At 63.6% G+C, this 19,889-nt stretch carries 18 protein-coding genes; 7 read left to right on the top strand and 11 right to left on the bottom strand.

Features of this window, described 5'->3' with window-relative positions:
* The first annotated feature begins 121 nt into the window (after nt 1–121).
* Nucleotides 122–1,084, top strand: a complete 963-nt coding sequence (locus Q6A48_RS19150; protein ID WP_304555791.1) for a GGDEF domain-containing protein — start codon at nt 122–124, stop codon at nt 1,082–1,084.
* A gap of 216 nt (nt 1,085–1,300) precedes the next feature.
* Here Q6A48_RS19150 and fabI read toward each other — a convergent pair whose 3' ends face one another.
* The 8 genes from fabI to gloB form a co-directional block, all read right to left on the bottom strand.
* Nucleotides 1,301–2,095 (bottom strand): enoyl-ACP reductase FabI, encoded by a 795-nt coding sequence (gene fabI, locus Q6A48_RS19145; RefSeq protein ID WP_025213267.1) that lies wholly within the window; start codon nt 2,093–2,095, stop codon nt 1,301–1,303.
* Between the two features lie 19 nt (nt 2,096–2,114).
* Nucleotides 2,115–3,722: an ABC transporter ATP-binding protein gene (locus Q6A48_RS19140; RefSeq protein ID WP_304555789.1), complete on the bottom strand. Its 1,608-nt coding sequence runs from the start codon at nt 3,720–3,722 to the stop codon at nt 2,115–2,117.
* A 1-nt stretch (nt 3,723) separates the two neighbouring features.
* Nucleotides 3,724–4,743 (bottom strand): ABC transporter permease, encoded by a 1,020-nt coding sequence (locus Q6A48_RS19135; RefSeq protein ID WP_304555787.1) that lies wholly within the window; start codon nt 4,741–4,743, stop codon nt 3,724–3,726.
* A gap of 1 nt (nt 4,744) precedes the next feature.
* A complete protein-coding gene (locus tag Q6A48_RS19130; RefSeq protein ID WP_304555785.1) occupies nt 4,745–5,818 on the bottom strand; it encodes a microcin C ABC transporter permease YejB in 1,074 nt (357 codons plus the stop codon).
* 4 nt (nt 5,819–5,822) lie between these two features.
* Nucleotides 5,823–7,679, bottom strand: a complete 1,857-nt coding sequence (locus Q6A48_RS19125; protein ID WP_304555784.1) for an extracellular solute-binding protein — start codon at nt 7,677–7,679, stop codon at nt 5,823–5,825.
* Complete coding sequence (locus Q6A48_RS19120) at nt 7,676–9,505, bottom strand: extracellular solute-binding protein (protein WP_304555820.1); 1,830 nt, start codon at nt 9,503–9,505, stop codon at nt 7,676–7,678. The genes Q6A48_RS19125 and Q6A48_RS19120 overlap by 4 nt, the downstream gene beginning before the upstream one ends.
* A 270-nt stretch (nt 9,506–9,775) precedes the next feature.
* On the bottom strand, nt 9,776–11,224 hold the full coding sequence (locus Q6A48_RS19115; RefSeq protein WP_304555783.1) for a transglycosylase SLT domain-containing protein: 1,449 nt from the start codon (nt 11,222–11,224) through the stop codon (nt 9,776–9,778).
* A 99-nt stretch (nt 11,225–11,323) separates the two neighbouring features.
* On the bottom strand, nt 11,324–12,091 hold the full coding sequence (gene gloB / locus Q6A48_RS19110) for a hydroxyacylglutathione hydrolase (protein ID WP_304555782.1): 768 nt from the start codon (nt 12,089–12,091) through the stop codon (nt 11,324–11,326).
* A gap of 65 nt (nt 12,092–12,156) precedes the next feature.
* Between gloB and Q6A48_RS19105 the strand changes: the two genes are divergently transcribed.
* From Q6A48_RS19105 to Q6A48_RS19090, 4 genes are all read left to right on the top strand, one after another.
* The gene (locus tag Q6A48_RS19105) at nt 12,157–12,915 is read left to right on the top strand and encodes a class I SAM-dependent methyltransferase (protein WP_304555781.1); all 759 of its coding nucleotides are present in this window, start codon (nt 12,157–12,159) and stop codon (nt 12,913–12,915) included.
* Nucleotides 12,916–13,004: 89 nt separating this feature from the next.
* A complete protein-coding gene (gene rnhA, locus Q6A48_RS19100) occupies nt 13,005–13,457 on the top strand; it encodes a ribonuclease HI (RefSeq protein WP_042729981.1) in 453 nt (150 codons plus the stop codon).
* Nucleotides 13,458–13,694: 237 nt separating this feature from the next.
* Entirely contained in the window at nt 13,695–14,456 is a 762-nt protein-coding gene (gene dnaQ, locus Q6A48_RS19095) for a DNA polymerase III subunit epsilon (protein WP_304555779.1), read from the top strand.
* Nucleotides 14,457–14,653: 197 nt separating this feature from the next.
* Entirely contained in the window at nt 14,654–15,268 is a 615-nt protein-coding gene (locus tag Q6A48_RS19090) for a GNAT family N-acetyltransferase (protein WP_304555778.1), read from the top strand.
* Here the strand turns inward: Q6A48_RS19090 and Q6A48_RS19085 are convergent.
* Nucleotides 15,234–16,127 carry a LysR substrate-binding domain-containing protein gene (locus Q6A48_RS19085; protein WP_304555777.1) on the bottom strand — a complete coding sequence of 298 codons (894 nt, stop codon included), beginning with the start codon at nt 16,125–16,127 and terminating at the stop codon, nt 15,234–15,236. The two genes, Q6A48_RS19090 and Q6A48_RS19085, sit on opposite strands and share 35 nt — an antisense overlap.
* A gap of 85 nt (nt 16,128–16,212) precedes the next feature.
* Complete coding sequence (locus Q6A48_RS19080; RefSeq protein WP_304555776.1) at nt 16,213–16,446, bottom strand: hypothetical protein; 234 nt, start codon at nt 16,444–16,446, stop codon at nt 16,213–16,215.
* Between the two features lie 184 nt (nt 16,447–16,630).
* Here Q6A48_RS19080 and Q6A48_RS19075 point away from each other — a divergent pair, with 184 nt between their 5' ends.
* Together Q6A48_RS19075 and Q6A48_RS19070 are read left to right on the top strand one after the other, a co-directional pair.
* Entirely contained in the window at nt 16,631–17,191 is a 561-nt protein-coding gene (locus Q6A48_RS19075) for an NADPH-dependent FMN reductase (protein WP_304555775.1), read from the top strand.
* A gap of 214 nt (nt 17,192–17,405) precedes the next feature.
* Nucleotides 17,406–18,689 carry an arsenic transporter gene (locus Q6A48_RS19070; RefSeq protein WP_304555774.1) on the top strand — a complete coding sequence of 428 codons (1,284 nt, stop codon included), beginning with the start codon at nt 17,406–17,408 and terminating at the stop codon, nt 18,687–18,689.
* 130 nt (nt 18,690–18,819) lie between these two features.
* Here the strand turns inward: Q6A48_RS19070 and Q6A48_RS19065 are convergent, their stop codons facing one another.
* Nucleotides 18,820–19,785 carry a DUF1853 family protein gene (locus Q6A48_RS19065; RefSeq protein WP_304555773.1) on the bottom strand — a complete coding sequence of 322 codons (966 nt, stop codon included), beginning with the start codon at nt 19,783–19,785 and terminating at the stop codon, nt 18,820–18,822.
* Between the last annotated feature and the right edge of the window lie 104 nt (nt 19,786–19,889).

Genomic DNA, 19,889 nt, shown 5'->3' with positions numbered 1-19,889 from the left:
GTACTCTGCTAGAACCTGGCTCGCAGTGTATAAGCGCTGGGGGTCGATGCACAGCCGATTCGCGCCCCGTCCGGCTTCGGTCTGGGCTAGACTTCGAGAAGTTCCGTCGATGGAGTCCCCGATGCTCGAGCCAGGCAAACCTGACAATGAAGCGGTTCGTGTGAAGAACCTGCGGTCACTCAAGCTGCTCGACACGCCGCCCGAGGAGCGCTTCGATCGCCTGACCCGGCTTGCCCGGCGCCTGTTCGACGTGCCCATCGCGCTGGTGTCGCTGGTGGATGCCGACCGGCAGTGGTTCAAGTCCAACGCGGGCATGGATGCCAGCGAAACGCCGCGGTCGGTGTCCTTCTGTGGCCACGCGATCCTGCAGGACCAGATCATGGAGGTCAGCGATACGGAGCTGGATGAGCGGTTTCGCGACAATCCCCTGGTCGCGGGCCCGCCCGGCGTTCGCTTCTACGCCGGGCAACCGCTGGGGCTGGAGGATGGCAGCAAGCTGGGGACGTTGTGCCTGATCGACACCCGCCCGCGCACGCTCGACGAAGAAGAGCGCGAACTGCTGCGCGACCTGGCGAGCATGGCCGAGCAGGAAATGATCGCGGTGCAGATGGCGAGCATGGACGAACTGACGCTGCTGTCCAATCGGCGCGGTTTCATGACGCTGGCCCAGCATGCCCTGGGCGTCTGCGAGCGCCTGTCACGACCGGCGACGCTGCTGTTCTTCGACCTCAACGACTTCAAGCCCATCAATGACCGGTACGGCCACGCCGAGGGCGACGCCGCGCTGAAGACCTTTGCCGATGTGCTGCGTATCGCCTTTCGCGAAAGTGACGTGATCGGCCGCCTGGGCGGCGACGAGTTCGTGGCCTTGCTCACCGGCGCGTCCCATGTCGAGACCACGGCGATCATGGCGCGACTCAAGGAAATCCTCGGTGAGCGCAATGCGATGCTGCGGCGAGGCTATGACATTCGCTTCAGCGTCGGCCAGATCGAATACGACCCACAGCGCCACCGCGCCATCGAGGACCTGATGGCCGATGCGGATGCCGCGATGTACGCCGAGAAACAGGCGCAACGGCGGTAGCCGGGGGATAAGGGGTAGTCTGACCGGGCGCCTTCGCGAGCAGGCTCGCTCCCACAGGGGTTTTCAACGTACGTTGAATCCGGGATCACCACTGGAACCTGTGGGAGCGAGCCTGCTCGCGAAGGCGCCGGTGCATCCCGCCCAGGATAACGCTCGGCAATGAAAAACGCCGCGGGGCCTTTACAGGCGCCGCGGCGTTTTCTCGGGCGGTGAAGATTACTCTTCGAGGTTGCCCATGGCGGTGGTGTTGAAGCCGCCGTCTACGTACATGATTTCACCGCTGATGCCCGACGCCAGGTCCGAGCACAGGAAGGCGCCGGCGTTGCCGACTTCTTCGATGGTGACGTTGCGACGCAGCGGGGTCTGCGCTTCGTTGGCGGCCAGCATCTTGCGGAAGTTCTTGATGCCGGAAGCGGCGAGGGTGCGGATAGGACCGGCCGATACGCAGTTGACACGGGTGCCGTCCGGGCCCAGGGAGCCGGCCAGGTAGCGCACGCCGGCTTCCAGGGAGGCCTTGGCCATGCCCATGACGTTGTAGTTCGGCATGGTGCGCTCGGCGCCCAGGTACGACAGGGTCAGCAGGCTGCCGTTGCGGCCCTTCATCATTTCGCGACCGGCCTTGGCCAGGGCGACGAAGCTGTAGGCGCTGATGTCGTGGGCGATGCGGAAGCCTTCGCGGGTGGTGGCTTCGGTGAAGTCGCCGTCCAGTTGGTCGCCCGGGGCGAAGCCGACGGAGTGCACGATGCAGTCCAGGCCGTCCCACTTCTTGCTCAGCGCTTCGAAGACCTTGGCGATTTCTTCATCGCTGGCCACGTCGCACGGGAAGCACAGCTCAGGGCTCGAACCCCAGCCTTGCGCGAACTCTTCGACACGACCCTTGAGTTTGTCGTTCTGATAAGTGAAGGCAAGCTCAGCGCCCTCGCGATGCATGGCGGCGGCGATGCCGGATGCGATGGACAGCTTGCTGGCGACACCGACGATCAGTACGCGCTTACCGGCGAGAAAACCCATGTGTTGCTCCTCTTTCAGGTTATTCGGCAGTCGTTGGGGCCAGGAAGGCGGCCTCCAGCAACTGCTGTGTATAGGGGTGTTGCGGCGCGGCGAATATGCTGCGGGCATCACCTTGTTCGACCACTTGGCCATGCTTGACCACCATCAACTGGTGGCTCAGCGCTTTGACGACAGCCAGGTCATGGCTGATAAACAGGTACGTCAGGTTGTACTTGGTTTGCAGCGACCGCAACAGCTCCACCACCTGGCGTTGCACGGTACGGTCCAGGGCCGACGTGGGTTCATCCAGCAGGATCAACGCCGGCTTGAGCACCAGGGCCCGGGCAATGGCGATACGCTGCCGTTGCCCTCCGGAAAATTCATGGGGGTAGCGGTGCCGGGTGTCCGGGTCCAGGCCTACCTCCTTCAATGCCGCGATGATCGCTTGTTCCCGCTCGGCTTCGGTGCCGATCCGGTGGATCCGCAGGCCTTCGCCAACGATCTGGCTGACACACATCCGTGGGCTCAGGCTGCCAAACGGGTCCTGGAACACCACTTGCATCTCCCGGCGCAGCGGCCTTACTTGCTGCTGCGTCAGGCTGTCCAACTGTTTGCCTTCGAACCGGATCCCGCCCTGGCTGCCGATCAATCGCAAGATCGCCAGCCCCAGGGTGGACTTGCCCGAACCGCTCTCGCCGACGATGCCCAGGGTCTGGCCCTGGGGCAGGCTGAAGCGGATACCGTCCACGGCCTTGATGTAGTCCACCGTGCGCTTGAACAGGCCCTTCTTGATCGGGAACCAGACTTTCAGGTCCTCGACCTGCAACAGCGGCGGGCCAACGACATTGTCCGCCGGGGTGCCGCTGGGTTCCGCCCCAAGCAGTTCCCGAGTGTACGGATGCTGCGGCGCGCGGAACAATTCTTCGCACGATGCCTGTTCGACGATGCAACCGCGCTGCATGACACATACGCGATGCGCAATTCTTCGCACCAGGTTCAAATCGTGGCTGATCAGCAGCAGCGACATGCCCAATCGTGCCTGCAGATCCTTGAGCAGATCGAGGATTTTAAGCTGGACGGTGACGTCCAGGGCCGTGGTCGGCTCGTCGGCGATCAGCAGTTCCGGCTCGTTGGCCAGGGCCATGGCGATCATCACCCGTTGGCGCTGGCCGCCGGACAATTCATGGGGCAGGGCCTTGAGGCGCTTGTGCGGCTCGGGGATGCCGACCAGCTCCAGCAACTCCAGGGTGCGCCGGGTCGCGACCTTGCCACTCAAGCCCTTGTGGATGCCGAGCACTTCGTTGATCTGCTTTTCAATGCAGTGCAGCGGATTGAGGGAGGTCATCGGCTCTTGGAAGATCATCGCGATCCGATTGCCGCGGATATGCCGGATGGTCTTTTCCTTCAAGCCCAGTAAATCCTGGCCGGCGTACTGGATGCTCCCGGTGGGGTGGTGGGCCAGCGGGTAGGGCAGCAAGCGCAGGATCGAGTGGGCCGTCACCGACTTGCCCGAGCCGCTTTCACCCACCAGGGCCAGGGTTTCACCGCGGCGGATGTCGAAGCTGACGCCCTCGACCACGCGTTGGCGATGTTCGCCGACTATGAATTCCACCGCCAGGTCGCGGACTTCGATCAGGTTGTCAGTCATGTCATTTCCTCGGATCGAAGGCATCGCGCGCGGACTCGCCGATGAACACCAGCAGGCTCAGCATCAGCGCCAGCACGGCGAACGCGCTGATCCCCAGCCACGGGGCCTGGAGGTTGGATTTGCCCTGGGCCACCAGTTCGCCCAGGGACGGCGAACCCGCCGGCAAGCCGAAGCCGAGGAAGTCCAGGGCCGTGAGGGTGCCGATGGCGCCGGTGAGGATGAACGGCATGAACGTCATGGTCGAGACCATGGCGTTGGGCAGGATGTGGCGGAACATGATCGCGCCGTTCTGCATGCCCAGCGCCCGCGCGGCGCGCACGTATTCCAGGTTGCGCCCGCGCAGGAACTCGGCGCGGACCACGTCCACCAGGCTCATCCAGGAAAACAGCAGCATGATCCCCAGCAACCACCAGAAGTTCGGCTGGACGAAACTGGCCAGGATGATCAGCAGGTACAGCACCGGCAGGCCGGACCAGATCTCCAGGAAGCGCTGGCCGGCCAGGTCGACCCAGCCGCCGTAGAAGCCCTGCAGGGCGCCGGCGATCACGCCGATGATCGAACTGAGCACGGTCAGGGTCAGGGCGAACAGCACCGAGATGCGGAAGCCGTAGATGACCCGCGCCAGTACATCGCGGCCCTGGTCGTCGGTGCCCAGCCAGTTCATGGCGGAAGGCGGCGCCGGGGCCGGGACCTTCAGGTCGTAGTTGATGCTCTGGTAGCTGAACGGAATCGGTGCCCACAGCACCCATGCGTCCTTGGCGGCCAGCAGTTCGCGGATGTACGGGCTCTTGTAGTTGGCTTCCAGCGGGAATTCGCCGCCGAAGGTGGTTTCCGGGTAGCGCTTGAGGGCCGGGAAATACCAGCCGCCGTCGTAATGCACCACCAGCGGCTTGTCGTTGGCGATCAGCTCGGCGCCCAGGCTGAGTATGAACAGCGCCAGGAACAGCCACAGCGACCACCAGCCACGCTTGTTGGCCTTGAACAGTTCGAAACGGCGGCGATTGAGCGGGGAGAGGTTCATCTCAATGCTCCCGGCTTTCGAAGTCGATGCGCGGATCGACAAAGGAATAGGTCAGGTCGCCGATCAGTTTCACCACCAGCCCCAGTAGGGTAAAGATGAATAGAGTGCCGAAGACCACCGGGTAGTCGCGGTTGATGGCCGCCTCGAAGCTCATCAGCCCGAGGCCGTCGAGGGAAAAGATCACTTCCACCAGCAGGGAGCCGGTGAAGAAGATCCCGATGAACGCCGAAGGAAAACCGGCGATCACCAGCAGCATGGCGTTGCGGAACACATGGCCGTAGAGCACCCGGCGGCGCGTCAGGCCCTTGGCCTTGGCGGTGACGACGTATTGCTTGTTGATTTCGTCGAGGAAACTGTTCTTGGTCAGCAGGGTCATGGTGGCGAAGTTGCCGATCACCAGGGCGGTCACCGGCAGGGCCAGGTGCCAGAAGTAGTCGAGGATCTTGCCACCCAGGGTCAGTTCATCGAAGTTGTTCGAAGTCAGCCCGCGCAACGGGAACCAGTCGAAATAGCTGCCACCGGCAAAGACCACGATCAGCAGGATGGCGAACAGGAACGAGGGGATCGCGTAGCCGACGATGATCGCCGAGCTGGTCCAGACGTCGAAATGGCTGCCGTGCCGCGTGGCCTTGGCGATCCCCAGCGGGATCGACACCAGGTACATGATCAGCGTGCTCCACAACCCGAGGGAGATGGACACCGGCATCTTTTCCTTGATCAGGTCGATGACCTTGGCGTCGCGGAAGAAGCTGTCGCCGAAGTCCAGGTGGGCGTAGTTCTTGATCATGATCCACAGGCGCTCGGGAGCCGACTTGTCGAAGCCGTACATCCGCTCGATTTCCTTGACCAGGCTCGGGTCCAGGCCCTGGGCGCCGCGGTAGGTGGAGCCGGCCACCGACACCTCGGCGCCGCCGCCGGCGATGCGGCTGGTGGCGCCTTCGAACCCTTCGAGCTTGGCGATCATCTGCTCGACCGGGCCGCCGGGCGCGGCCTGGATGATGACGAAGTTGATCAAGAGGATGCCGAACAGGGTCGGGATGATCAGCAGCAACCGTCTGAATGTATAAGCCAGCATCGGGTTACTCCACGCTCACAGGAGCAGCGTTGGTCTGTTGTTCCATCACTTGTTTTTCGACTTCCAGGGCAGGCTTGGTATCCGGCTTGACCCACCAGGTGGTGGTGCCGATGTCATAGGTCGGGGTCACCGCCGGGTGGCCGATGTGGTTCCAGTAGGCCACGCGCCAGGTCTTGATGTGCCAGTTGGGGATCACGTAGTAACCCCATTGCAGCACCCGGTCCAGCGCCCGGGCGTGAGCCACCAGGCTCTTGCGCGAATCGGCGTTGATCAATTGTTCCACCAACTGGTCGACCGCCGGGTCCTTCAAGCCCATGGTGTTGCGGCTGCCGGGCTTGTCGGCGGCGGCCGACATCCAGAATTCACGCTGTTCGTTACCCGGTGAGCTCGATTGCGGGAAGCTGCCCACCACCAGGTCGAAATCCCGGGAGCGCACGCGGTTGATGTATTGGGACACGTCCACCCGGCGGATCACCAGGTCGATGCCCAGGTCGCTCAAGTTGCGCTTGAACGGCAGCAGCACCCGTTCGAATTCGGTCTGGGCCAGCAGGAACTCCAGCACCACCGGTTTGCCCTGGGCATCGACCATCTTGTCGTCGACGATGCGCCAGCCGGCTTCCTGCAACAGTTGGTAGGCCTTGCGCTGCTGGTCGCGGATCATGCCGCTGCCGTCGCACATCGAAGGCTGGAAGGCTTCGGTGAAGACCTGCTCGGGAATCTGGCCGCGCAGGGGTTCGAGGATTTTCAGCTCGTCTTCACCGGGCAGGCCGGTGGCGGCCATTTCCGAGTTCTCGAAATAACTGCGGGTACGGGCGTAGGCGCCGTTGAACAGTTGCTTGTTGGTCCATTCGAAATCCAGCAGCAGGCTCAAGGCCTTGCGCACCCGCACGTCCTGGAAGACCGGCCGGCGCAGGTTGTAGACGAAGCCCTGCATGCCGGTGGGGTTGCCGTTGGGGATCTGTTCCTTGATCAGGCGGCCCTCGGTGACGGCCGGGATGTTGTAGGCGTTGGCCCAGTTCTTGGCGGTCATCTCCAGCCAGAAGTCGAACTGCCCGGCCTTCAGGGCCTCCACCGCCACGGTGTTGTCGCGGTAGTAGTCGGTGGTCAATACGTCGAAGTTGTAGAAACCGCGGTTGACCGCCAGGTCCTTGCCCCAGTAATCCTTCACCCGTTCATAGCGGATCGAGCGCCCGGCCTTCACTTCGGTGACCTTGTAGGGGCCGCTGCCGAGGGGGATTTCCAGGTTGCCCTTGTTGAAGTCGCGATCGGCCCACCAGTGTTTCGGCAAGACCGGCAGTTGGCCGAGGATCAGCGGCAATTCGCGGTTATTGGTGTGCTTGAACTTGAACAGGACCTTGAGCGGGTCTTCGGCGATGACTTCGGCGACGTCGTTGTAGTAGCCGCGAAACATCGGCGCGCCGTCCTTGGTCAGGGTCTGGAAGCTGAACACCACGTCTTCGGCGCGCACCGGATGGCCGTCGTTGAACCGGGCCTCGGGGCGCAGGTAGAAGCGGACCCAGGCATTGTCCGGGGCTCGCTCGATTTTCTCGGCGACCAGGCCGTATTCGGTGAAGGGCTCGTCCAGGCCCTGCTTGGCCAGGGTGTCGTAGATCAGGCCGATGTCATCGGCCGGCATGCCCTTGCTGATGAAGGGGTTGAGGCTGTCGAAACCACCGAAGCCGCCCTGGCGGAACATGCCGCCCTTGGGGGCGTCGGGGTTGACGTAGTCGAAGTGCTTGAAGTCGGCCGGGTATTTCGGCGGTTCGTTGTACAACGTCAGGGCGTGCTGCGGCGCGGCCCAGGCCAGACCGGCGAACAGCAGGCCGCCGGTGTGCAGGAGCAGGGCACGGAAAGGCTTCATTGATCTTTCTCCGAAGATTTCAGCCACCAGGCGCTCAGGCCCAGGGTGTAGGGCGGCGTGGTGACGAAGGCGAACCGGTTGCGGTACGCCAGGCGATGATAGTTCAGGTACCAGTTGGGAATGCAGTAGTGCTGCCAGAGCAGTACGCGGTCCAGGGCCTTGCCGGCCGCCACTTGTTCATCCCGGGTCTGGGCGGCCAGCAGCCTTTCCAGCAAATGGTCGACCACCGGGTCGGCGATGCCGGCGTAGTTCTTGCTGCCCTTGACCCCGACCTGGCTGGAGTGGAAGTACTGCCATTGCTCCAGGCCCGGGCTCAGGGTCTGGTTGAGGGTCAGCAGGATCATGTCGAAATCGAACTGGTCGAGGCGCTGCTTGTACTGGGCGCGGTCGACGGTGCGCAGCCGGGCCTGGATGCCGATGCTGGCGAGGTTCTCGACGTAAGGTTGCAGGATGCGCTCCAGGTTCGGGTTCACCAGCAGGATCTCGAAACTCAGCGGGCGGCTGTCGGCGTCCAGCAACCGCTGGCCGTTGAGGGTCCAGCCGGCTTCTTTCAGCAACCCCAGCGCCTTGCGCAGGGTCTCCCGGGGAATACCGCGCCCGTCGGTCTGGGGCAGGCTGAAAGGTTCGGTGAACAGGCGCGGCGGCAACTGGTCGCGGTAGGGCTTGAGCAGCAGCCACTCATGGCCCACGGGCAGGCCGCTGGCGGAGAATTCGCTGTTGGGGTAATAGCTGAGGGTGCGCTTGTAGGCACTGCTGAACAGCGTGCGGTTGGTCCACTCGAAATCGAACATCAGCCCCAGGGCTTCACGCACCTTGACCTGCGCGAACGTGGCGCGCCGGGTGTTCATGAACAGGCCCTGGGTCTGGGTCGGGATCTGGTGGGGGATCTGCGCCTTGATCACTTCGCCACGCTCGACCGCCGGGAATTCGTAGCCGTTGGCCCAGTTCTTGGCCTGATGCTCGATATAGATGTCGAATTCGCCGGCCTTGAACGCCTCGAACGCCACGTCGCTGTCGCGGTAGAACTCCACGTCCATGCGGTCGACGTTGTACTTGCCGCGATTGACCGGCAGGTCCTTGCCCCAGTAATCCTTGACCCGCTCGAACACCAGTTGGCGACCGGGTTGCACCTTGGTGATGCGGTACGGCCCGCTGCCCAGGGGCGGCTCGAAGGTCGTGGCCTTGAAATCGCGGCCTTTCCAATAATGCTGGGGCAACACCGGCAATTCCCCCAGGCGCAGGATCAGCAGGGGATTGCCAGAGCGCTTGAAGACGAAGCGGATCTTCAGCGGGTTGAGGATATCGACCCGCAGCACTTCCTGCAGGTTGGTGCGGTATTGCGGGTGACCGTCCTTGAGCAGGGTCCGGTAGGAGAAGGCCACGTCGTAGGCAGTGATCGGCACGCCATCATGGAACCGCGCTTCGGGGCGCAGGTTGAACACCACCCAACTGCGGTCTTCGCTGTACTCCACCGACTGGGCGATCAGGCCGTAGCTGGACGTCGGCTCATCGCCGGATGGCGCGTACTGGCCGGTGCCGACCATCAACGGCTCGTTCAGCTCGTTGATGCCGTACTGCAGGAAGTTAGGCGTGGACACCGGGCTGCTGCCCTTGAAGGTGTATGGGTTGAGGGTATCGAAGGTGCCGAATGCCATGACCCGCAAGATACCGCCCTTGGGCGCTTGCGGGTTGACCCAGTCGAAGTGGGTGAATCTGGCCGGGTACTTGAGCGTGCCGAACTGCGCATAGCCATGGCTTTCGCTGATGGTGGCGCTGGCGCAAGGGCTCAAGGCCAGGCTGATCAGGAGCAAGAGGAGGGGACGTATCAAGTCTGAGATCCGATCCAGGCGGCTTTGGCTTTATGGCCTGTACAGTAACAGCTTGTATGGGCAGGAAAAAGGCGGCGGGCTTGTGCAGGCGGTGATAGTCGCAGGGCAGAAGGCTGTCGTGGCGAGGGGATTTATCCCCGTTGGGGCGCGAAGCGGCCCTAAAACCTGATGACTCGCTGTATCAGATAGCTCCTGGGGGCTGCTTTGCAGCCCAGCGGGGATAAATCCCCTCGCCACAACAAGCCCCTCGCTACAGGAACCCCGGTGTCAATGCGGGGAATAGACCGTCAGCATCTGCCCTGGCTTGAGCGCGTTGCCCATCCGCGGGTTCCAGCGCTTGAGGTGTTGCATCTCGACGTTGAAACGCTTGGCCACCACGTACAGCGAGTCACCTTGCTTGACCTTGTACTGGGTCTGCTTCTTCTGGTCCTTGCTGTTGGCGGCCACCACGGTGTTGATGCGCTTGCCACTGGCCTTGGGCGCCTTGGTGTCCTGCATCACCAGGGTCTGGCCGACCTTGAGCTTGTTGCCGCTCAGCTTGTTCCAGCGTTGCAGGTCCTTGGTCTGGACATTGTTGGCCTTGGCGATCTGGGCCAGGTTGTCGCCGCGCTTGACGCGGTAGCTGCGCCGGGCCCCCTCGACTTCGCCGTCATCGGCGGTTTCGAAGACCGGCTTGAGCGAGCGCGGGCTGATCAACTCTTCCGGGCGCATGGTCGACAGGCTGGCGGTCAGCAACTGGGCCTTGGACGTGGGCACGAGCAAGTGCTGCGGGCCGTCGATCGTGGTGCGTTGCTTGAACGCCGGGTTGAGCTGGAACAGCTCGTCCTCGTCGATATTGGCCACCGCCGCGACCTTGGACAGATCCATGCGCTGGTTGATCTCGACGACCTGGAAGTAAGGTTCGTTGGCGATCGGGTTGAGGTTCACGCCATAGGCATCGGGGGCGAGCACCACCTGGGACAACGCCAGCAGCTTGGGCACATAGGCCTGGGTCTCGGCGGGCAGCGGCAGGTTCCAGTAGTCGGTGGGCAGGCCGAGCTTCTCGTTGCGCTCGATGGCGCGGCTGACCGTCCCTTCGCCGGCGTTGTAGGCCGCCAGGGCCAGCAGCCAGTCGCCGTTGAACATGTCGTGCAGGCGCGTCAGGTAGTCCATGGCGGCCGTGGTGGAGGCGGTGATGTCGCGACGCCCGTCATAGAAACGGGTCTGGCGCAGGTTGAAGTAACGCCCGGTGGACGGGATGAATTGCCACAGCCCCACCGCGTTGGCCCGGGAGTAGGCCATGGGGTTGTAGGCGCTTTCGATCACTGGCAGCAGGGCCAGCTCCAGCGGCATGTTACGTTCTTCGAGGCGCTCGACGATGTAATGGATGTAGAGGCTGCCGCGTTCACCGGCACCTTCGAGGAATGACGGGTTGCTGGCGAACCACAGGCGCTGCTGCTCGATACGGGGATTGACGCCGGCCGTTTCCTGCAACTGGAAGCCCTGGCGCATGCGTTCCCAGATGTCCTGGGGCACCTGGGGGCTGGGCTTTTCGCTGAGCCACAACGGCTTCTGCTTCGCCCGGGCAGCGAGGTTCGGCGTATGGGCCGCGTCGGTTTGCGGCACCTGGCCCGAGCTCTGGCAGCCCGCCAGCGTGGCGGACACGGCCACCGCGATGGCCTGGGCCAAGCGGGTCAACGTGTCTGACTGGACGGACCTACGTATGGATGACGACATTGGCTGGAAGTAAGTTCCGGGCGAAAATGTCGGGCGATTCTAGAAAGCGCACCCCAACAGGTCAACCATTCAGAATTTTTGTATCAAACCTCAGCGGCCTTAGAACGTATCTTTCCAAGCCCTCAAGGCCGCAAAAACCTCACTCGGCGTCTGGTTTCGCTGGCCGCTCCGTTCGTCTGCTTTTTGTTTAACGGATGTTTCAGCGGTGCGCAGGAACGGGTTGGTGCGTTTTTCCAGGGCCAGGGTCGAGGGCAGGGTGATGATGCCGTCGCTGCGTTGCTGGCTGACCTTGGCCAGGCGCGCGGCGATGTCCGGGTTGCCCGGCTCGACGGCCGCGGCGAATTTCAGGTTGGCGAGGGTGTATTCGTGGGTGCAGTAGACCAGGGTGTCTTCCGGCAACGCGGCGAGGCGGCTGAGGGATTGATGCATCTGCGCCGGGGTGCCTTCGAACAGGCGGCCGCAGCCGGCGGCGAACAAGGTGTCGCCACAGAAGAGCAGGCCATGGTGGTAGTAGGCGATATGCCCCAGGGTGTGGCCGGGCACGGCGAAGACCTCGAAGTCCCAGCCCAGCACATTGATTTTGTCGTGGTCTTCGAGGGCAGTGTCCCGCGCCGGGATGTTTTCCCCGGCCGGGCCATGGACGGTGGCGCCTGTCGCCGTTTTCAGTGCCTGGACGCCACCGACGTGATCGTGGTGATGATGGGTGACCAGGATGTCGCCCAGCACCCAGCCGGGATGCGCGTCGAGCCAGGCCTGGACCGGCGCGGCGTCACCCGGGTCGACCACCGCGCAGCGCTGGGTCGAGTGATCCTGTAACAACCAGATGTAGTTATCGGTGAACGCGGGCAGGGCACTGATCTGTATCATCGCGGAATTCGCCAAGCTGAAAACAAAGGCGCATCTTAGAACTTCCTGACGCGTTGGAGAATGCAATGACCGATGAAGCGTTCGCCCAGGCCGATCCCGACTGGCTGGCGTTGATCAGCGCCGCCCGTGAATGGCTGTCCGGTCCTGTCGGGCAATTCCTGCTGGATGAAGAGCGGCGCATGCTCGAAGAGGAGCTGGGCCGGTTCTTCGGTGGCTACCTGGTGCACTACGGGCCGTCGGCGCAGACCCCGCCTTCGGCGCCGCAGGTCCAGCGCAATGTGCGCCTGGGCGCGCCCTTGCCCGGGGTGGAAATTGTCTGCGAGGAGCAGGCCTGGCCGCTGAGCGAGCATGCCGCCGATGTGGTGGTCATGCAGCATGGCCTGGACTTCTGCCTGTCGCCCCACGGCCTGTTGCGTGAAGCGGCGAGCAGCGTGCGCCCCGGTGGGCACCTGCTGATCATCGGCATCAATCCCTGGAGCAGCTGGGGCCTGCGCCATGTCTTCGCCCAGGACGCCCTGCGCCAGGCCCGTTGCATCTCGGCCTCGCGGGTGGGCGACTGGCTCAACCTGCTGGGCTTTGCGCTGGAGAAACGCCGCTTCGGGTGCTATCGTCCGCCGCTTGCGTCGCCCAAGTGGCAGGCCCGTCTGGCCGGCTGGGAGCGCAAGGCCGGCGACTGGCAACTGTCCGGCGGCGGCTTCTACCTGTTGGTGGCGCGCAAGATCGCCGTGGGGCTGCGCCCGGTGCGCCAGGCGCGACGCGAGCCGATGGGCAAGCTGATTCCCTTGCCGATGGCCAAGGTCAATCGTCGCCACATCGAGCCGTAAACTTGTTTTCTTGGTCTGGCCGACACGTCGGCCACGGGCGTTGTCGGCTTCGACCGACGGGCCCCTGCATTTTTCCTGGATAGATTGGCATGAGCGATAGCGTGGAACTCTTTACTGATGGCGCCTGCAAGGGCAACCCCGGCCCGGGCGGCTGGGGGGCATTGCTGGTGTGCAAGGGCGTGGAGAAGGAGCTCTGGGGCGGCGAAGCCAATACCACCAACAACCGCATGGAACTGATGGGCGCCATTCGCGGCCTGGAAGAGCTCAAGCGCCCGTGCGATGTGTTGCTGGTGACCGACTCGCAGTACGTGATGAAAGGCATCAACGAGTGGATGGCCAACTGGAAGAAGCGCGGCTGGAAGACGGCCGCGAAGGAGCCGGTGAAGAACGCCGACCTGTGGAAGCAATTGGACGAGCAGGTCAACCGCCACAACGTGACCTGGAAATGGGTGCGCGGCCACATCGGCCATGCGGGCAACGAACGGGCCGACCAATTGGCCAACCGCGGGGTGGATGAGGTGCGGGGTTACAAGCAGGGGTGATTCCCACTTCGGCAGGATCTGGAGTGGATGGCGTTGTGGCGAGGGGATTTATCCCCGCTGGGCTGCAAAGCAGCCCCAAATCCTGACACAGTGCTGGTCAGGCAGATCGAGTGGGCCGCTTCGCGCCCCAGCGGGGATAAATCCCCTCGCCACAAAGGCAGTCTGCGGCTAACTCCCCTACAAGAGCGTGTTAACATCCGCGCTTTTGCAAGCCTGCCCGCTGAGAGCTGAACCCTGATGGCCAACAGATCTGTAGTACTGGATACCGAAACCACCGGCATGCCGGTGACCGATGGTCACCGGATTATCGAAATCGGTTGTGTCGAGCTGATCGGCCGGCGCCTGACCGGTCGCCATTTCCATGTTTACCTGCAACCGGACCGCGAAAGCGACGAGGGCGCCATCGGCGTCCACGGCATCACCAACGAGTTCCTGGTGGGCAAGCCGCGGTTCGCCGAAGTGGCCGATGAGTTCTTCGAATTCATCAAGGGCGCGCAGTTGATCATCCACAACGCAGCGTTCGACGTCGGCTTCATCAACAACGAATTCGCCCTGGCAGGCCAGCACGACCGCGCCGACATCAGCCAGCATTGCACCATCCTCGATACCCTCGTGATGGCCCGGGAGCGGCACCCGGGGCAGCGCAACAGCCTCGATGCCTTGTGCAAGCGCTACGACGTCGACAACTCCGGCCGCGAGCTGCACGGCGCCTTGCTCGACTCGGAGATCCTGGCCGACGTCTACCTGACCATGACCGGTGGCCAGACCAGCCTGTCCCTGGCCGGTAACGCCTCGGATGGCAACGGTTCCGGCGAGGGAGCGGGCAGCCAGGCCACGGAAATCCGGCGCCTGCCGGCGGATCGCCGCCCGGCGCGGATCATCCGGGCCAGCGAAAGCGACCTGGCCGAACATGCCGCACGTCTGGAAGCCATCGCCAAGTCGGCCGGTGCTCCGGCACTGTGGACGCAGTTGGCTGAGTCGCAGGCCGCGACGCACTGATGAGACCCTCTTGTGGGGCGAGCCAGCTCGCTCCCACAGGGATCATCCATCGTTCATTTCTCGCCACAATCGCCGCGACCTTCTAACCTGAGGTGGCGGGCAGGCTACGGATCCCGCTTGATGAGTGAAGACTTGAAAGGCAAGGGCAATGGACAATGCGCCGTTGGTTGTCTCAAGGAATGAGGACGTTTCCCAGTATGCAACCGGTCATGAACCCCAAGCACCCCGGGCTGTCGGTGCGCATTGTCGATGACGGTTTCGCCGCCTATATCTGGGGCAGCGACTTCAGCTTCGAAGTCAGCGACTACGGCACGGCGCAGGTCGGTCGCCCGGTGAGCCAGTGGCCGGTGACGCCGATCGTTCCCTATCGCAAGTGCTACGGCATCGATCCCGAGGAGTTCAGCAGCTTCCGCGATGCCCCAGACAGCGAGATCTTCATGGCGTACCTGGATGACCAGCCGGTGGGGCACCTGGTGGTCAGTACCAACTGGAACGGTTTCGCCCACATCGACGAACTGGCGGTGCACGCGCCGGCCCGTCGCCACGGGGTGGCCAGGGCCTTGCTCGACGTCGCGCAATTCTGGAGCCGCAAGAAGAAGCTGCCGGGCATCATGCTGGAAACCCAGAACAACAACCTGGGCGCTTGCCGGCTCTACGAGCGCTGCGGCTATGTGCTGGGGGGGATCGACCACCTGCGTTATCGCGGCATCGACCGCCACACCGCCGAAGTGGCGCTGTTCTGGTATCGACTGTTCGACGATCCACTGGGCATGGCGATCAGTGGCCCAGCAGCGCCTCGGCTTGTTCCGTGACAAGTTCGAGCAGTGACTGGATGGCGGGCGAGGGCTCGCTGCCGTTCAGGCGCAGCGCATAGAGGTCGATCATGATGGCGGGCGACAGCGGGCAGGTGTCCAGGCCCGCACCCTTGGCGCCCGAGGCGGTGAACGGGTCGACGATGGCCAGGCCTTCGCCGGCCTCGACCATGGCGCGCATCATCTGGTGGGTCTGGACGCGGATCTGGACCACCGGCGCCGGGCGCAAGGCCCCCAGCTTGTGCTCGAATGCCGGACTCAACGGGTCGTGGCCTTCGAGTCCCACCAGCGATTGGCCCGCCAGATCCTGAACTGAAATGTATTTCTGTCGCGGTTGCAGCCAGCCATGGGGGGCCAGCAACTGCAGCTTGCCCTGGGCGATCGCCTGGCAATGGATGTCGGGATGTTGCGGATTGTGCAGGCTGAGCCCCAGGTCGCTTTCGCGCAGGAGCAGGCTCTGGACGATGGCGCGGGTTGGCTGGCTGAGCAGGGTGCACGGGGTATCTGGAAAGCGTCGGCGCAGGGCGGCGATGCCCTGGGGCACCAATTGCTGGGCCAGCGGTGGGGTGCAGATGATGCGCAGCGGTGGCGCCTGGTAATGTTTCAGGCTGCTGGCCAGTCGCTGCACCGGCTCAAGGGTGTCATACACCCGTGTGATGGCGTCGCGCAGTTCGAGGGTTTCCCGCGTCGCCTGCAAGCGTCCTCGCACGCTGGCGAACAACATGAAGCCCAGTTGCGCCTCGGCGTCGCGCAGGGTGGCCTCGACCTCTGCCACCGGCAATTGCAGCCATTCGGCCGCCGTGCCGAGGTGGCTGGTCTGCAGCAGCGCCTGGATCACTTCGATGTGGCGTAAACGCATGCAAGAAGTCCGTATTCGGCGGATAAGCCATGGGGTGGCCGAATCCTAACCCAAGTCCCGGCAAGACTTCTGCTCATAACAACGGTTATAAGGCGATTTGCGCTTCAGGTTCGCGGATGAGTTCGATGCCCGACTGCACCAGCAGGAACCGGTCTTCGTCGAGTTTGTTGACGCGATCACCAATGGCCAGCTTATAAGTGGTGACAGGCTCCTTGCCATATCCCTCGGGCGACGGGGTCGATTCCTGGAACTCATGCACCGAATAGACGCGGCCTTCGGCGTCTCGTGCATGGAATTGTCCGACAAGTACTGCTGCCATTGCTTAGAACCTCTGGAAATAGATCACTCGATTTGCGGTTCTGTAGACCTTGGGCAAACGCGGTAAGTTTTCCCACAAGAAAAAAATAGTCCAGCCAACGGGATTTCGGCGTTCCACTGGTCCAAATGTAACGCCGATCATCTATAACTACAGATCCTTTGAGCCGATAGTCGAGAAGCCTCTCATGAGTAATGTCTACACCGTGGCCGTTTTGGTGGGCAGCCTGCGCAAGGCATCGATCAACCGCAAGATCGCCCTGGCGCTGGCCGACCTGGCGCCTGCCAATTTGAAGCTGGAGATCGTCGAGATTGGCGACTTGCCCCTCTATAACGAAGACATCGATGTGACGCCAGCGCCGGCCGCCTACGCTGCGTTCCGCCAGCGGGTGGGCGCGGCGGACGCACTGTTGTTCGTTACCCCGGAGTACAACCGGTCGGTGCCGGCACCGTTGAAGAACGCCATCGACGTTGGCTCGCGCCCCTATGGCCAGAGTTGCCTGAGCGGCAAGCCAGGCGCGGTGATCAGCGCGTCACCGGGGGCCATCGGTGGCTTCGGCGCCAATCATCATCTGCGCCAGTCCCTGGTGTTCCTCGACGTGCCCTGCATGCAGCAACCGGAAGGCTACCTGAGCGGCGCCGGCACGGCGTTCGACGAGGCAGGCCAGTTGTCGGCGTCGTTGAAGCCGTTCCTGCAGAAATTCATCGACGCCTATGGCAAATGGGTCGAGCAGCATAAAAAGGCCTGAAGCCCTGATCGGCCAGACGGGCACCCTGGCGAGGGGGCGAGCGCTCTCGCCAGAGTGCGGCATTCTGGACTATATTCGCCCGTTGTCCGCCAGGCATGATCCTCAAGCCCGGCCTCTATTATCCCGTCGATTGTCTTCCACGGCGCCGGCCGACCACTTCCACGCGTGCGTGGCGTTGCGGGTGCGTGGAGGCGTTTTTCCAAGGCTGTAGCGCATGCTCATCGCGTCATTGATTTTCCTGCTGACCATCACGCTGGTGATCTGGCAACCCAAGGGGCTCGGCGTTGGCTGGAGCGCCACGTTAGGCGCCCTGTTGGCCTTGTTCAGCGGAGTGGTGCATCTGGCCGACATCCCGCTGGTGTGGCAGATCATCTGGAATGCCACCGGCACGTTTGTCGCGTTGATCATCATCAGCCTGTTGCTGGACGAGGCCGGGTTCTTCGCTTGGGCGGCCCTGCACGTGGCCCGGTGGGGCCGGGGCAGTGGGCGCAAGCTGTTTGCCTACATGGTGTTGCTCGGTGCGCTGGTGTCGGCGTTGTTCGCCAACGACGGGGCGGCGCTGATCCTGACCCCGATCGTGATCTCGATGCTCCTGGCGCTGCGCTTTTCCTCGGCGGCGACCCTGGCGTTCGTGATGGGCGCCGGCTTCATCGCCGACACCGCGAGCCTGCCGCTGGTGGTGTCGAACCTGGTGAACATCGTGTCGGCGGACTTCTTCGGCATTGGCTTCAACCGCTACGCGGCGGTCATGGTGCCGGTGAACCTGGTGAGCGTGGCGGCCAGCCTGGGGATCCTGCTGTGGTTCTTCCGGCGCGACATCCCCGGCGATTATGACCCCCATCAGTTGGACGATCCGGCCACGGCGATCCATGACAAGGCGACTTTCTACGCCGGCTGGGCGGTCCTGGTGATCCTGCTGGTGGGCTGCTTTGCCCTGGAGCCGCTGGGCATTCCCATCAGCGCGATCTCGGCGGTGTGCGCCGCGTTGCTGCTGGGCGTCGCGGCCCGTGGCCACAAGATCTCCACCCGCAAGGCGATGAAGGAGGCGCCGTGGCAGATCGTAATCTTCTCCCTTGGCATGTACCTGGTGGTCTACGGCCTGCGCAACGCCGGGCTGACCGGCTATCTCGCCCACTGGCTCGACGGCTTCGCGGCCTACGGGGTGTGGGGCGCGGCCATGGGCACCGGCCTGCTGACGGCGCTGTTGTCGTCGGTCATGAACAATTTGCCGACGGTGCTGATCGGCGCCTTGTCCATCGACGCCAGCCAGGCCACCGGGGCCGTGAAGGAGGCGATGATCTACGCCAACGTCATCGGCAGCGACCTGGGCCCGAAGATCACCCCGATCGGCAGCCTTGCCACGTTGCTGTGGCTGCATGTGCTGGCGCGCAAGGATATCCGGATCGGCTGGGGCTATTACTTCAAGGTCGGGATCGTGCTGACGGCGCCGGTGTTGCTGGTGACGCTGGCGGCGTTGGCGGTGCGGTTGTCCTTCTAGACCGAGGCGCGCCCTTCGCGAGCGGGCTCGCTCCCACAGTGGATTTGTGTAGCTTGCAGCATTGATGATCTGCACATGACCTGTGGGAGCGAGCTTGCTCGCGATGAGGCCCTGACAGGCGCCGCGACACTCAACCACTCCCCGGCACATCCGGCCAAAGATCCGCCACCAGGAACACCCGTTCGGCTTCTTCCCACTCGCCCTCGCTGTTTTCCCCCAGGCGCACCAGCAGTTGCGCGGGGGCCATGGGGTCCAGGGCCATCCGCCAGGCCTCCAGCTGCGCGCCGCTCCAGGTTTGCTCGGCCGGATAATGCGCCGGGGCCAGCCAGGCGGCGCGGGGCAGGGGTTGCCAGCGCCCCGGCGGACGTTGGGCGACGAATGCCGGCCAGTCGCGCTGATGCAGCCAACGGCCACGCAAATGCCGGGGGTGGGCGCCCATCGGCGGTTCGGCCGGGTTTGGCCAGGGGTAGAGCAAGTAGCCGCCCAGCCAGAGTTCGGACCGCAGCGATTCGCCCCCCGACGCTTCAATGCCCAGCGCCGCCAGGGCCTCGCGGCTTTCCGGGCGCGCCGAGATCGGCAGCTGGTGTTCGCGCAGGTGGGTCAGTTTGCGGTCGAGCCGGTCGTGGCTGCCCGGGCCCAGCCATTGCGCGGTGTCTTGGCCATTCCCCTGTCGGGGGCCGAGGTAGAGCTTGATCGCCAGTTCCAGGTGATGGATGCCCTCGTCATCGCGCAACAACAGGTCCAGCTCGCCCAGGGTATGGCCTTCGCGCCGGATCGGCAGGTTGGCGGCGATCAGCTCGATGCCCGGTGCATGTTGCACGGCGAACTGCCACAACCGTTCGTAATACAACCCCAGGCGCCGCGTTCGCCCCTGGGACAGCCACTGCAACAGCGAGTAGCTGTCACGGTCCAGTTGCCTCAGCCAGTGCTCCAGGCGATCGGGGTTGCGTACCCAGTCACTGCGGGTCAGCGGATGGCGCTGGGGCCAGGGCGTGTCGATGAGCATCGGTGGGGCAAGCAGCGCCCACGCCAGGTCGCGCACCTCGGGGTGGCGCAGGCGGCGGGGCAGGTCCAGCAATTCAGGGAACAGGATCATTTTGCGAGCATAGCCGTTGCGGCGAAGGCTTAAAGAATTTTGTCTAACGGGCGCTTTCGCCCATAATCGTGATTTTCGCCCGCCGCAGACCCTCGCAGGAGCCT

The sequence above is a fragment of the Pseudomonas citrullilanati genome, from assembly GCF_030580855.1.
Taxonomy (GTDB): Bacteria; Pseudomonadota; Gammaproteobacteria; order Pseudomonadales; family Pseudomonadaceae; genus Aquipseudomonas; species Aquipseudomonas citrulli.
The sequence above is the reverse complement of the archived record's forward strand: the minus strand, read 5'-3'. Positions and strand labels throughout refer to the sequence as shown.

Bases quoted from the DNA above. Each gene is read 5' to 3' on its own strand.
- Q6A48_RS19150 (WP_304555791.1), top strand. From the start codon at position 122: ATGCTCGAGCCAGGCAAACCTGACAATGAAGCGGTTCGTGTGAAGAAC.
- fabI (WP_025213267.1), bottom strand. From the start codon at position 2,095: ATGGGTTTTCTCGCCGGTAAGCGCGTACTGATCGTCGGTGTCGCCAGC.
- Q6A48_RS19140 (WP_304555789.1), bottom strand. From the start codon at position 3,722: ATGACTGACAACCTGATCGAAGTCCGCGACCTGGCGGTGGAATTCATA.
- Q6A48_RS19135 (WP_304555787.1), bottom strand. From the start codon at position 4,743: ATGAACCTCTCCCCGCTCAATCGCCGCCGTTTCGAACTGTTCAAGGCC.
- Q6A48_RS19130 (WP_304555785.1), bottom strand. From the start codon at position 5,818: ATGCTGGCTTATACATTCAGACGGTTGCTGCTGATCATCCCGACCCTG.
- Q6A48_RS19125 (WP_304555784.1), bottom strand. From the start codon at position 7,679: ATGAAGCCTTTCCGTGCCCTGCTCCTGCACACCGGCGGCCTGCTGTTC.
- Q6A48_RS19115 (WP_304555783.1), bottom strand. From the start codon at position 11,224: ATGTCGTCATCCATACGTAGGTCCGTCCAGTCAGACACGTTGACCCGC.
- gloB (WP_304555782.1), bottom strand. From the start codon at position 12,091: ATGATACAGATCAGTGCCCTGCCCGCGTTCACCGATAACTACATCTGG.
- Q6A48_RS19105 (WP_304555781.1), top strand. From the start codon at position 12,157: ATGACCGATGAAGCGTTCGCCCAGGCCGATCCCGACTGGCTGGCGTTG.
- rnhA (WP_042729981.1), top strand. From the start codon at position 13,005: ATGAGCGATAGCGTGGAACTCTTTACTGATGGCGCCTGCAAGGGCAAC.
- dnaQ (WP_304555779.1), top strand. From the start codon at position 13,695: ATGGCCAACAGATCTGTAGTACTGGATACCGAAACCACCGGCATGCCG.
- Q6A48_RS19090 (WP_304555778.1), top strand. From the start codon at position 14,654: ATGCAACCGGTCATGAACCCCAAGCACCCCGGGCTGTCGGTGCGCATT.
- Q6A48_RS19085 (WP_304555777.1), bottom strand. From the start codon at position 16,127: ATGCGTTTACGCCACATCGAAGTGATCCAGGCGCTGCTGCAGACCAGC.
- Q6A48_RS19080 (WP_304555776.1), bottom strand. From the start codon at position 16,446: ATGGCAGCAGTACTTGTCGGACAATTCCATGCACGAGACGCCGAAGGC.
- Q6A48_RS19075 (WP_304555775.1), top strand. From the start codon at position 16,631: ATGAGTAATGTCTACACCGTGGCCGTTTTGGTGGGCAGCCTGCGCAAG.
- Q6A48_RS19070 (WP_304555774.1), top strand. From the start codon at position 17,406: ATGCTCATCGCGTCATTGATTTTCCTGCTGACCATCACGCTGGTGATC.
- Q6A48_RS19065 (WP_304555773.1), bottom strand. From the start codon at position 19,785: ATGATCCTGTTCCCTGAATTGCTGGACCTGCCCCGCCGCCTGCGCCAC.